The 12,019-nt window shown below is 64.8% G+C and carries 10 protein-coding genes; 3 read left to right on the plus strand and 7 right to left on the minus strand.

Features of this window, described 5'->3' with window-relative positions; genetic code table 11:
* Position 1: 1 nt before the first annotated feature.
* Entirely contained in the window at positions 2-1,126 is a 1,125-nt protein-coding gene (locus tag EN869_RS26125) for a P1 family peptidase (protein ID WP_127230629.1), read from the minus strand.
* A 1-nt stretch (position 1,127) separates the two neighbouring features.
* Complete coding sequence (gene xseA, locus EN869_RS26130; RefSeq protein WP_127230630.1) at positions 1,128-2,693, minus strand: exodeoxyribonuclease VII large subunit; 1,566 nt, start codon at positions 2,691-2,693, stop codon at positions 1,128-1,130.
* Between the two features lie 120 nt (positions 2,694-2,813).
* On the opposite strand from xseA, the gene EN869_RS26135 reads away from it, so the two are divergent.
* Positions 2,814-5,024, plus strand: a complete 2,211-nt coding sequence (locus EN869_RS26135) for an EAL domain-containing protein (protein WP_127230631.1) — start codon at positions 2,814-2,816, stop codon at positions 5,022-5,024.
* 95 nt (positions 5,025-5,119) lie between these two features.
* On the opposite strand, the gene EN869_RS26140 is transcribed toward EN869_RS26135, so the two are convergent.
* Positions 5,120-6,076, minus strand: a complete 957-nt coding sequence (locus tag EN869_RS26140; protein ID WP_112100734.1) for a LysR substrate-binding domain-containing protein — start codon at positions 6,074-6,076, stop codon at positions 5,120-5,122.
* A 182-nt stretch (positions 6,077-6,258) separates the two neighbouring features.
* Here EN869_RS26140 and EN869_RS26145 point away from each other — a divergent pair, with 182 nt between their 5' ends.
* Entirely contained in the window at positions 6,259-6,549 is a 291-nt protein-coding gene (locus EN869_RS26145) for a DUF1127 domain-containing protein (protein ID WP_127230632.1), read from the plus strand.
* A 358-nt stretch (positions 6,550-6,907) separates the two neighbouring features.
* Here EN869_RS26145 and EN869_RS26150 read toward each other — a convergent pair whose 3' ends face one another.
* The 4 genes from EN869_RS26150 to EN869_RS26165 form a co-directional block, all read right to left on the minus strand.
* Positions 6,908-7,912, minus strand: coding sequence for a DUF937 domain-containing protein (locus EN869_RS26150; protein WP_127230633.1), 1,005 nt, complete (start codon positions 7,910-7,912; stop codon positions 6,908-6,910).
* A gap of 101 nt (positions 7,913-8,013) precedes the next feature.
* A complete protein-coding gene (locus EN869_RS26155; protein ID WP_127230634.1) occupies positions 8,014-9,387 on the minus strand; it encodes a glutamate--cysteine ligase in 1,374 nt (457 codons plus the stop codon).
* Between the two features lie 204 nt (positions 9,388-9,591).
* The gene (locus EN869_RS26160) at positions 9,592-10,326 is read right to left on the minus strand and encodes a 16S rRNA (uracil(1498)-N(3))-methyltransferase (RefSeq protein ID WP_127230635.1); all 735 of its coding nucleotides are present in this window, start codon (positions 10,324-10,326) and stop codon (positions 9,592-9,594) included.
* A 31-nt stretch (positions 10,327-10,357) separates the two neighbouring features.
* Complete coding sequence (locus tag EN869_RS26165; RefSeq protein WP_127230636.1) at positions 10,358-11,020, minus strand: hypothetical protein; 663 nt, start codon at positions 11,018-11,020, stop codon at positions 10,358-10,360.
* Between the two features lie 86 nt (positions 11,021-11,106).
* Here EN869_RS26165 and EN869_RS26170 point away from each other — a divergent pair, with 86 nt between their 5' ends.
* Positions 11,107-11,805, plus strand: coding sequence for a type 1 glutamine amidotransferase (locus EN869_RS26170; protein ID WP_127230637.1), 699 nt, complete (start codon positions 11,107-11,109; stop codon positions 11,803-11,805).
* Positions 11,806-12,019 lie beyond the last annotated feature (214 nt).

Genomic DNA, 12,019 nt, shown 5'->3' on the forward strand with positions numbered 1-12,019 from the left:
GTCATCTTTCCCCGAATTTTTCCCTCAGCCACTCCTTAGGCAGCGCCGGCACGAAATTGCCGTCGCGTCCCGTCATATCCTCATTGGCGACCAACGCGTTGAGGATCGCCTCCTCGACACCTTGCACGACCGCGTCGAAGAACGGATCGATGTCGACATCCGGAATGAATTCCGCGCGGCCGATGCTGCCCGAGGCGCCGAGCGCAGCTTCCGGATTGGCGGTCGAGAAGGCGAGAAAAATGTCGCCCGAACTGTGATAGCCATAGCCGCCGGTCATGGCGATGCCGAGCGGCACGCGCCTGGCGAGCCGCTTCATCTGGTGCGGCAGGAACGGCGCGTCGGTGGCGACGATGGCGATGATCGAACCCTTTTCGGCGCGTGCCGTCGCCTTGCGGATCGCCGGGTCGACAAGCTCCTGCCCGATGCGCCGGCCACGAATGGTGAAATTGCGCCGCTGGCCGAAATTCGACTGCACGAAGACACCCAGCGTATAACGCCCGTCCTGCCATTCGACGACGCGTGAGGCGGTGCCGGATCCGGCCTTGAAGCCGAAGGTGATCATGCCGGTGCCGCCGCCGACGCTGCCTTCCTCAATGGCGCCGCTGGTCGCCCCGTCAAGCGCTTCCGCGACATGGTCGAAGCCGACATGATGGCCGTTAATGTCGTTGAGGAAGCCGTCATAGGTCTCGGCCGCCACCGGCAGGACCCAGCCTGTGTCGAGCGCGGCCGGCAGCACCTTGTGCATCCAGCGCAGCGTGCCGTCGCGGGTGACGCCGCAGGAATGCGTGTTGGTGACGGTGACCGGGAAGTTGAACGCGCCGGTCTCCTCGATGATATGCGTTCCCGTCAGCTCGCCATTGCCGTTCTGGCTGAACACGCCGGCAAACACCGGCGTCGCAAGTTCCGCGACCGGCCTTGGCAGGATCGCGGTGACGCCGGTACGCACCGGTCCGGTCCCAACCCGAAGCGGACCGTCGCCTGAGATCAGCGTCGTGTAGCCGACCGATACTCCTGGCACATCGGTGATGGCGTTGAAGCGGCCCGGCGTTCCGTCCAGCACAACGCCGAATGCGCGTAGGCGCGGCTTGCCCGAAGGCGTGCGAAGATGCGGATCGTGGCTGATCATCTCAGAACAGCGAGCCCTGTTTGCCAGGTTCCTTGGCCTTCGTGGACGACTTGGCGGCCAGTTTCGGTCGCGCGCCGCCGCTGGTGGCAATGGCCTCGGCGGTGCCGTCGGCGAATTCAAGCTGTAAGGCGGCGCCTGGCGCCACCTCTTCGACCCGCTTGATCACCGAACCGCCGGCGTCCTTGACCAGCGCGAAGCCGCGTGCCAGCACGGCCTTGTGCGACAGCGTCGACAAGAGCCGGTCCGCCTGGGTCAGCGCCGCGCGCAGCCGGTCCAGTCGCCGCGCCGCCGCCTGATCCTGGCGGCGCGTCAGCGCGGCCAGCGTGTCGGCCTGCTGCTTCTGGCGCCGCACGATTGGCGCAGGCGACAGTCGCGTCGACGTGCGTTTGAAGCGCGCGCGCCGCTCGCGCACGATGGCGAAGAACGCCGCGCGGGCACGCGCGATATCCCGCCCCGTCAGCGTGCGCGCTTCGTTGAGACGCCGCGACAGGGTCGCCGGCGTCAGCCTTTGTCGCTCCAGCGTTGCCCGCTTGCGCTCGATATTCACCGTCAGTCCGCGGCCGAGCCGGCTGGTCGCATCGTCGAAACGGCGGCGCGGCAGCGCCAGCAACTGGTCGGGCGAAGGCAGCCCGCGCGCCGCCGCGCGCACCGCCTGGCGCTTGCGATCCAGATGCCGCGTGGAGCAGGCATTGAGCCGCGCGCCAAGGCTGGCGAGCGTCGCCTCCAGGTCCGCCCTGACCGGCACGGCGATCTCGGCCGCGCCCGTCGGCGTCGGCGCGCGCCTATCGGCAACGAAGTCGATCAGCGTCGTGTCGGTCTCGTGCCCGACGGCGGAGATCACGGGGATGGAGGACGCCGCGACGGCGCGTGCCAGCCCTTCGTCGTTGAAGCCCCAGAGGTCTTCCAGGCTGCCGCCGCCGCGTGCCACGATCAACAGGTCCGGCTGGCGGATGGGGCCGTCCCAGGTCAATGCGTTGAAACCGTTGACGGCCGCGGTCACTTCCTTGGCTGTCGTCTCGCCCTGGACCCTCACCGGCCAGACCAGCACATGGAGCGGAAACCGGTCCTTGATGCGATGGATGATGTCGCGGATCACGGAGCCGGTCGGCGAGGTGACGACGCCGATCACACGCGGCATGAACGGCAGCCGCCGCTTGCGGCCGGCATCGAACAGGCCTTCGGCCTGCAGCCGGCGCTTGCGCTCCTCGAGCAGCGCCATCAGCGCACCGGCGCCGGCCGGTTCGAGATTGTCGATGACGATCTGGTAGTTGGATTTGCCGGGATAGGTCGTCAGCCTGCCGCTGGCGATCACCTCCATGCCTTCCTCGGGGCGGAACTTCAGGCGTGCCATCGTGGTCTTCCAGACCACGGCATCGATCCGCGCCCGGTCGTCCTTCAACGCGAAATAGGCGTGGCCGGACGAATGCGGGCCGCGATAGCCGGAAATCTCGCCACGCACCCGCACATTGCCGAAGGCGTCCTCGACAGTGCGCTTCAGCGCGCCGGAAATCTCGCTCACCGTGTATTCGGTGGCGTTGCTGCGTGATTCGGTTGCTGTTTCACTCATTTGGCGATTGGGGAGCGCTTATCGGCCGGCGTCAAGCCGGGACAAACCTCGCTAATATTATAACGCGATCTTAAGCCCGATTTGCTTTCACTGGCGGCACATGAGCCGGCCAGGGACGCGATGAGCGCACGCCACAACAGCAGCCCGTTGACGCACCAGGTCACGCTGACCGTGCTGACGCTCGCCGCTTTCGCGCTGGCCATCGTCGTCGGTTTCGGCTTCTACGCCACCGACCAGGCCGACAAGTCCTCGCTCGAACGGCAGAAGATTTTCATCGCCGATGGCCTGAAGGATCAGATTGCCGCGGTCCAGCGCGAGCAGGAGAGCGTGACCGTCTGGGATGATTCCGTGATCAATGTGAGGGCGGGCAATCAGGGTTGGATCGAGGAAAACCTCAGCACCTGGATGTACACCTACTACGGTCACAACCGGGTCTACATTCTCGACGCAGCCAACCATGCAATCCACGCCATGCGGGAAGGCAAGGTCCTCGCGGCGTCGGCCTTTGGCGAGGATGAGCCCGAACTGCAGCCGACCATCGACAAGCTGCGCCACATGTTGACTGAGCCCCCGAAGGCCGACGCGTCCGGCCAGCCGGCCAAGATGGTCGCGCAGGATCTTGTCTCGCTCCAGGGGAAGCCCGCGATCCTGAGCATCATGCCGTTGGTGCCGAGCACGGATCGCGTCACCCAAGCCGCTGGCACGGAATATCTGCATATCTCGGCCGAGTTCATCAACGATGCCGTCATCGGCAAGATCGCGGCAAAATACCTGCTCGATGGCGCGCGCCTGGTGCCGCTGTCGCAGCCGGTTGGTCCGGCCGCCGTTCCGCTGGTCGATTCGCGTGGCGTCATCCTCGGCTACATCGGCTGGGACCAGTTGCGGCCTGGCCTCACCTTGGTGCGCAAGATCGCGCCAGCCTTGGCGATCGCCCTGCTTGTGGCGGGCGGCGTTCTGGTGTTCCTGCTGCGCCGGTTGCGCCGCGCCTCGGCCGCGCTGCAGACCAGCCAGGACCAGGCGCAATATCTCGCCTTCCACGACACGCTCACCGGGCTGCCCAACCGTGCGCTGTTCGAGGACCGCCTGCGGCGCACGCTGCTGTTCGCCAGCCAGGACGGAACGCGCGTGGCGCTGCTTTACCTCGACCTCGACCGCTTCAAGCACATCAACGACACGCTCGGTCATCCGGCCGGCGACCAGCTCGTGCGCCAAACGGCCGCGCGGCTCAAGCACACGATCCGCGAAGTCGATACCGTCGCGCGGCTCGGCGGCGACGAGTTCGCCGTCATCCTGCTCGATGTGCCCGATGTCAGAAGCGCCGAAGACATCGCCGAAAGGCTGCTTTTGAAGCTGCGCGAGCCGTTCAGGCTGATCGATGATCAGGTCTTCGTCAGCGCCAGCATCGGCATCGCGCTGTCGTCGGGATCGAAGACTGACGCGGACGATCTTCTGCGCAAGGCCGACATTGCGCTCTACGAGGCCAAGAAGAACGGCCGTGGCCGCTACCAGCTGTTTGCCTGCGACATGGACGATCTGCTGCTGCGCAAGCGCAAGGTCGAGGCGGAGCTGCGCAAGGCGCTGGATGGCGACGGCGGCATAAGGCTCGCCTATCAGCCCGTCTTCGCGGTGGACGGCCACAGGATTCTTGGCGCCGAAGCGCTGATCCGCTGGGGGCATGAGGTGCATGGCGCGCTGCCTGCGGGGCAATTCATCGCCATCGCGGAAGAACGAGGGCTGATCGGCGAACTCGGCAAATGGGCGCTGACCGAGGCCTGCCGCTTCGCGGTCACGACCGAACTGCCCTGGATCGCCGTCAACATCTCGCCGGTGCAGTTGCGCGATGCCGGCTTCGCCGCACTGGTTGCATCGGTGCTGAGCGAGACCGGGTTGGACCCGGCCCGGCTGCAACTCGAGACCACCGAGGGGGTGCTGCTCGAGCACAACGACACGATTACCTCCGTCATCGCAACCCTGCGTGATTCCGGCGTCCGCATCGTTCTAGACGACTTCGGCACCGGCTATTCGTCGCTGAGCTATCTGCGCCGTCAGTCGATCGACAAGCTGAAGATCGACCGCTCCTTCGTGCGCCTTCTCGACGAGGACGAAAGTGCCCGCGCGATCGTCAAGTCGCTGATCGAGTTGGCGCTGGCGCTAAGGGTGGAAGTGACCGCCGAAGGCGTCGAGACCGATGGACAGAAGGCCCTGCTGGTCGGCATGGGCTGCCGTCAATTGCAGGGCTATCTGCTGTCGCCGCCGCTGGAACCCGGCCAGTTGCTGGCGTTGCCGGGTGTTTCGCACACTAAGCCGGAACGGTCTGCCGTTCGCGCATAGAGCGCTCCTCCGTTTCACGGAAACGGTGAACCGCTCTATCTCTTTGTTTTCCTGACGGAAAACCGCTTCACACTTTTCCTGGAATTGCCTCCGCCTTACCAGCCGGGCATGATCTGGTTTGCCTTGACCCGCTTCATCTTGGCGAAGGCGAGCGCGGCGAAGTCGAAGCTTCCCGCCTCTTCGCTGATCGGCACGGAAATGTTGTCGAGGCTTTCGGCGATGTGACGGGCCAGAGCGTCGACGATCTCCGGCTGCGAGGTCTGGCCGCGCATGATGCCGATGCGGCAGTCCGGCAACTGGCCGAAGCCGTCGGCCTCGCCAAGCACGCGCATGCCGGGCCGGAGCGCGCATTCCGGCAGCACCGAGATGGCGAGGCCTGACAGCACGGCTGCGGTGATGACAGTGGCCGAGAAGCTGGAGAACAGCACGCGATATTCGCGGCTCTGCCGGTCGAGCACGTCGACTGCGGCGCGCCGCCAGATGCAGTTCGGCCGGCCGAAAGCCATCGGCAGGATTTCCTGTTCATGCGTGGCGTGGTTGGCCGAGGTCACCCATAAAAGCGGCTCGCGCCGCACGACCTCCGACTGGCCGCGCGTGTCGTTATGCGTCACCAGCGCCAGGTCGAGATTGCCGCGCTTGATGTGCTCGACCAGCCCCGGTGTCGGCTCGCAGACCACGGTTAGCTCGACACGCGGGTTGGAGCGCGAGAAGCGCGCCATGATCTCGGGCAGGAAGCGGTCGGCATAGTCGTCCGGCGTGCCGATGCGAATCGTGCCTTCCAGGCGCTGGTCGTCGAAGGCGGCCAAGGTCTCGCGGTTCAGGTAGATCAGCCGCCGTGCGTAGGACAGCAGCCTGTCGCCTTCCTCGGTCAGCTTGTTGGTGCGGCCGTCCTTTTCGAACAGGGGCTTGCCGATCCGCTCCTCCAGCCGCCGCATTTGCATCGACACCGCCGACTGTGTTCGGTGCACCTCTTCGGCCGCACGGGTGAAGCTGCCGGTGTCGGCGATCGAGATGAAGGTTTGCAACTGATCGAGGTCAAGCGGCGCTTTCATCGGTCCAACCTATCATTGATGTTGATGCCAAAGATTAAAAACATTCGTTGGATTAATCAATCGTACGATGGCAAATTGCCACTGTCCACATGAGAACATGTGAATGGAAACCGGAACGGCGCTTCTCCCAAGGCGCCGATTGGCTGGTTTCGTCCGCTCGACTCCTGAAAGGAGAGACTGAAATGACCACGATTGAATTCGCCTCCGAGACACCGCGCATCACTACGCGTCCGGCCGTTGCGACGCTTGTGGTCAATGCCATCGCCAACAGCTACCGAGCCTGGAAAAACCGTCGCGCCTTCTATCGCCTGGGCGAGATGACGGACGCCGAGCTTGCCGATATCGGCCTGACGCGCGCCGACCTTCACGTTGCCGTCGCCGTGCCCTTCGGCCGAGATCCGACGGTGAAGCTGCGCGCCATCGCCAGCGAGCGCGCCGACACGATCGAGGACCTTGCTCGCCAGGTAGGCTGAGCGGGCGCGTTGCCCCTGGATTTCCGATCGCGTTGAACCTTTTCACGGCTCGGCGCGACGAAGGTTCATGCAGGCTCCCACACTCCCTGCCGGTTCCCCGCCGGCCCGCCTGCACATTTGCCCGGTTCCTCCTCCAGGACCGGGCATTTTTCTTTTAGTTCGTCATTTTAGGGCGGAGCAAGGACCGAAGCGACGCGCGCAGACCCTAGAATCCATGCCGTGACGTTGACGTGCTGCAACTGTTCAGAATTCTGCTCCGCCGCGCTCTTCGGCGGAGGTCGCGGAATGGATCCTTGGGTCTGCGCTCCGCTTCGCGTCGCTCCGCCCGTGGATGACGACCTCGCCGTCGGCGTGATACCTACCGCCGGTCCATGTCGCGCTTGAACTGATCGAAGATCGTCCCGACGGTCTTTTCATATTCGTCGCGCTGCTGCGCGCCGGTCTCGAACATCTTGCCGAAGATGTCGTCGAACGGGTTTCGCGGCCGGCCGCTCGGGTTGGTCTGCGGCTGTTGCGGGGCGCTCTGCTGCGGCTGGCGCTGTTGCGGCTGCGGCGCCGGCTGTCCGCCGGGCAGGCCGAACCCGCCGCCGCCCTGGCGCAGCATTTCCTCGAAGATTTTGCCGAGCGGATTGTCGCCATAGGGGCTCTGCGTCTGCGGCGGCTGAGTCTGTTGCGGCGCGCTGCCGCCGAACATGTCTTGCAGCACCTTGCCGAGCGGGTTCTCGCCATAGGGATTGGGCGTCTGCTGGGGTTGGCTCTGCTGCTGCGGCGCACCGCCGCCGAACATGTCCTGCAGCACTTTGCCGAGCGGATTCTCGCCATAGGGATTGGGCGCCGGTTGCGGCGCCGGCGCCACGCCGCTTTGCCGCATCATCTGCTCGATGATCTCGCCGAGCGGATTGCCGCTGCCGCCGAAGGCCTGCATCTGCCCCCCAGTCAATTGATTGTTGGTCTGCTTGAACAGTCCGCCCATCATCATCGAGGCCATGGCCGGCAGCATCTGTTGCAGCACTTGCTGGCTCAATCCCGTCGCCTGCGCGGCTTGAGCGGCCACGGCGCGCGACAGATCCTTCGAGCCGAACAGATGACCCAAGATGCCGTTGCCCTCATCGATGCCTTGCGGCGAGAAGGCTCTGGTCGCGTCCTCGAAATATTTGGCGTGTTGGCCGCTCGCCATCGCCGTCATGAAGGCGCCCATCCCGTAAGGATCGGCTGTGTTGCGTTGCAACCCTTGCGAGAAGGCGGGCAGCAGCGCCTGGACCGCGGCCTGCGCCTGCTGCATCGAAAGCCCGTATTGCTGCGCCAGCGCCTGCATGCCGGCGCCGTTCTGGGCCTGGGTGAAAATATCGAACAGGGAAGGCATGAGGTCTCCTCCGGCAGTGTCCTCGCCGGAAAAGACTAGTTCGTTTCGATCACTGATTGAAGCGGCTTTTACCAACCAACCGCGTAGCGGGTACCCGACGGTTAATAGGCATATTCCATGAACACAGGCTCGATCGAGCCGCCCCAGCGCGTATGGTAGGCCGACAGCATCTCCTCGGCGCTGGTGGTGCCGCGCGCCACGACCTCGTCAAGCGTGTTGAGGAATGAGGTCTCGTCATAGCCGTCGCGGTTCTTCTTGCCGCGGTTCTTCAGGCCCGTGCGCGCGATCGCCAGCACGTCGCGGGCGACGTCGCGCAAAGTGGCGTTGCGGAACGGGGCCGCAATGCCTTGCTCCGGCACGGCGTTGCGCATCGCCAGCGCTTCTTCGTAGGTCCAACTGGCAGTCAGCGCCTCGGCGGCGTCCAACGCCTGCTCGTCGTACAGCAGCCCGACCCAGAAGGCGGGCAGGGCACAGATGCGCCGCCACGGCCCGCCATCGGCGCCGCGCATCTCGAGGAAGCGCTTCAGCCGCACGTCGGGGAACAGGGTCGAGAGGTGGTTCGCCCAGTCGCCCATCTCCGGCAGCCCGTCGGGAATCTCGTTGCGCGCGGCGCCCGCCATGAACTCACGGAAGGTGTAGCGCGTCATGTCGTGATACTGGCCGTCGCGGATGACGAAATACATCGGCACGTCGAGCGCCCATTCGACATAGTCGGCGAAGCCGAAATCGGGCGAGAAGCAGAATTCGAGCATGCCGGAGCGCTGGTTGTCGGTGTCGCGCCAGATGTCGCCGCGCCAGCTCTGCAGCCCGTTCGGGCGGCTTTCGGTGAAGGGCGAGTTGGCGAACAGCGCCGTGGACAGCGGCTGCAGCTTCAGCGACACCTGCATCTTGCGGCGCATGTCGGCTTCGCTCTCGAAGTCGAGATTCACCTGGATCGTGCAAGTGCGATACATCATGTCGAGGCCCTTGGTGCCGACCTTGGGCATGTAGCGGGTCATGATCTCGTAGCGCGACTTCGGCATTTTCGGCGTGTCGGCCAGCGACCATTTCGGGCTGCCGCCAAGACCGAGGAAGCGGATGCCCAGCGGCTCGGCGATCTCGCGCACCTGCGCCAGATGCGCGTTGCCCTCGCGGCAGGTCTGATGGATCGACTCCAGCGGCGCGCCGGAAAGCTCGAACTGGCCGCCCGGCTCCAGCGAGATCGCGCCCTGACCGGTCGGCTCGACAAGGCCGATGATGCGCCCGGCATCCATGATCGGATCCCAGCCGAGCTTTTCCTGCATGCCTTCGAGAATGGCGCGGATGCCGCGCTCGCCGCCATAGGGCACCGGCGCGTTGCCGTCGACATAGAAGGGGAATTTCTCGTGCTCGGTGCCGATGCGCCATTTCTCGCGCGGCTTGTTGCCGGCCGCCAGATAGCCGACCAGTTCGTCGATGCCTTCGATGGGCTGGGTATCGGTCGTGTCGCGCGCCATGAGGCCCCTCCGAGCGCTTTGCCCGGGAAATCGGCATCGACTTCCGTCAGGCGTCTTGCACAGTTCCTAAGTGTTACAGCGCCCTTCGCGCGTCGAAAAGGAGGCGTGGTGCTGCAGAGGCCGGACGGCCGCCGGCGCTAGATGGACGAAATGTCAGGAGCCGATCAAGCAAAAAATCCTGAGCCAGGCCTCAAGAGGATTTGATCACCAATCGCCGATCGTCGCCTGGATCGCGGCAAGTGCGGCCACCGCCGCCGTGTCGGCGCGCAGGATGCGTGGCCCAAGCGGGATGGCGGTGACGAAAGGCAGCGCCCGCAGCATCCTGCGCTCGTCGTCGGAAAATCCACCTTCCGGCCCGACCAGAAGGGCCAACCTCTTTTCCTTGATCGCCTGCAAGGCCGGCAGCGGATTGTTGGTCGAGGCGTCCTCGTCGCAGAAGATCAGCCGCCGCTCCTTGTCCCAACTGCCGAGCAGCCGTTCGAGCTTCTCGGTCTCGCGCACCTCCGGCACGGCCAGTATGCCGCATTGCTCGGCTGCTTCGACGACATTGGCGCGCAACCGCTCGATGCCGGACTTTGCCACTTGCGTGTGCTGGGTGATGACGGGCTGCAGCACACCGGCGCCCATCTCGACTGCCTTTTGTACAAGGTAATCGAGCCGGCCCTGCTTCAGCGGCGCGAAGCAATAAACGAGATCGGGCAGCGGCGGCTGCGGTCGCTGCAGTTCCAGCACTTTCAGCCGGACCGCCTTCTTGGACTTGGCGGCGATCGAAGCCGACCATTCACCATCGCGGCCGTTGAACAAAAGAACCTCGGCGCCCTCGCCGAGCCGCAGCACATGCGCGAGATAATGGCTTTGCTGTCGTCCGGCATCGAATTCGAGGCCTGGCCCGAGATCGTCCGGCACGAACAGCCGCTGCATTTTGTAATTGGCGCGCATGGCCGACCAATGGGCGAGGCGATGGGCATCGTCAAGTATCGGCGGTCGGATGCCAGACCGGCGCGAAGCCTTGCCGCAATACCGCAACGGTGGTCGCCGGCGTCAGCAAGCGCAGCGGTCGGTCGGCGAAGCGATCGAAGGCAATTGGGCCGGCGTAGCCCGCGAACGACCATTGGCGTGCCGTACCGGAACGCAGCGCATAGGCGGCGTCGCCGTGCGCGATCATCGTCCCATCGGGCAAGTCGCCAAGCTCGGATATGGTAACCGCAGGCGGCAGTCCGCCTGAGGCCAACCGCTCCTTGTGCAGCCGCTTGTCGACCATCGGCGCGCGCGGTTCTCCAATGCCGAACGCTTCGCCGAACCGGGATACAAAATCGGTCGCCTGTTTACGCCGACAGAAAAAGCAGGGCCGGTGGCCGGCGGCCAAAGCCGTCACCTCGTCGAGGAAGAACAGCTCGGTCCAGCCGGCCTTTCCGCCCATTTGATCAGCGCCTTGTCGGTTGCGGCCCATCGGCTCGCGCCGCACGTTGCGGAACTGGCAGACGCAGATGATCCAGGCGGGCAAGGCCCAGCGCTTCTTCAACAGCGTTTTCGTTTCAGGGTCGTGGATGATGCCGCGATTGCCGGTGAACAGGCCGCGTTCGGGCACCGCGTGTATGGCGCCGAAGGGGTCGACCCGGTTCTGCAGTGGCATAGTTTTCTCTCTCGATCCGCATCTTGGCTGAAATATCGGCTGCATGATATCGCTCGCCCCAGCGTTTTCATGTCAGCAGGTTTTCGATGCGGGTTTTGGTCGTCCAGAATTTCGACAATGAGGGCCTTGGCCAGATCGGCGCCGCGCTCGAAGAAGCCGGTGCCGACATCGATCTGCGCAAGCCCTATGACGGCGAAACGCTGCCGCGGGACAGTAGCGAGCATGACGCGATCGTCGTGTTGGGCGGCGCTCAGAACGCGCTCGACGACGAGATCTGTCCCTATTTTCCCGCGTTGCTCGATCTCACGCGCGATTTCACCGACAAGAACCGCTCGGTGCTCGGCATCTGCCTCGGCAGCCAGCTTCTGGCGCGCGCCTTCGGCGGCACGAACCAGATCGGCGGCGCCACTGAGTTCGGCTGGCACAAAGTGTCACTGACGCCGGACGCGAAGTCGGACGCGGTGCTGGGCGGCTTGCCCGAAAGCTTCCCCATTTTCGAATGGCATGACGACACGTTCGGCCTGCCGGAAAACGCCGTGCGGCTGGCCGGCAGCGCGGTCGCCGAAAACCAGGCTTTTCGCCTCGGCCGCGCCGCCTATGGCTTCCAGTTCCATTTCGAGGTGGATAGCCCGATGGCGCGCGATTGGAGCACCTGCTTCGCATCGCTCATCGCTGAGCGCCATCCAGATTGGGCCGGCAAGCTCGATGACGAGATAGCCCGCAACGGGCCCGACGCCGACGCCGCCGGCCTGGCGATTGCCCGCGCCTGGGTGGCGACGATCTGATCGTCGAACCCCTCATCGACCGCAGCGTGGCATAATTGGCACGCCTCACGGCTTCCGCCTGGGGACAACGTTCTTCACCCTTGGTTTGTGTCCGGCCGCTGCCCTAAGAGGGCGCGCTTTGTATCGCCGGTGCAACCGCCATGAACCTTTTGTGTGATCCAGCCGACACACCGGCGATACGAAATCTGCTTAGAAGCGCGAAATCGTCGAAACA

The sequence above is a fragment of the Mesorhizobium sp. M2D.F.Ca.ET.226.01.1.1 genome (assembly GCF_004022705.2).
In the GTDB taxonomy this organism is placed as follows: Bacteria; Pseudomonadota; Alphaproteobacteria; order Rhizobiales; family Rhizobiaceae; genus Mesorhizobium.

What these genes read in the sequence shown, in the direction of transcription:
- xseA (WP_127230630.1), bottom strand. Translation starts at nt 2,693, where the DNA reads ATGAGTGAAACAGCAACCGAATCACGCAGCAACGCCACCGAATACACG.
- EN869_RS26170 (WP_127230637.1), top strand. Translation starts at nt 11,107, where the DNA reads ATGCGGGTTTTGGTCGTCCAGAATTTCGACAATGAGGGCCTTGGCCAG.
- EN869_RS26125 (WP_127230629.1), bottom strand. Translation starts at nt 1,126, where the DNA reads ATGATCAGCCACGATCCGCATCTTCGCACGCCTTCGGGCAAGCCGCGC.
- EN869_RS26145 (WP_127230632.1), top strand. Translation starts at nt 6,259, where the DNA reads ATGACCACGATTGAATTCGCCTCCGAGACACCGCGCATCACTACGCGT.
- EN869_RS26140 (WP_112100734.1), bottom strand. Translation starts at nt 6,076, where the DNA reads ATGAAAGCGCCGCTTGACCTCGATCAGTTGCAAACCTTCATCTCGATC.
- EN869_RS26155 (WP_127230634.1), bottom strand. Translation starts at nt 9,387, where the DNA reads ATGGCGCGCGACACGACCGATACCCAGCCCATCGAAGGCATCGACGAA.
- EN869_RS26150 (WP_127230633.1), bottom strand. Translation starts at nt 7,912, where the DNA reads ATGCCTTCCCTGTTCGATATTTTCACCCAGGCCCAGAACGGCGCCGGC.
- EN869_RS26165 (WP_127230636.1), bottom strand. Translation starts at nt 11,020, where the DNA reads ATGCCACTGCAGAACCGGGTCGACCCCTTCGGCGCCATACACGCGGTG.
- EN869_RS26160 (WP_127230635.1), bottom strand. Translation starts at nt 10,326, where the DNA reads ATGCGCGCCAATTACAAAATGCAGCGGCTGTTCGTGCCGGACGATCTC.
- EN869_RS26135 (WP_127230631.1), top strand. Translation starts at nt 2,814, where the DNA reads ATGAGCGCACGCCACAACAGCAGCCCGTTGACGCACCAGGTCACGCTG.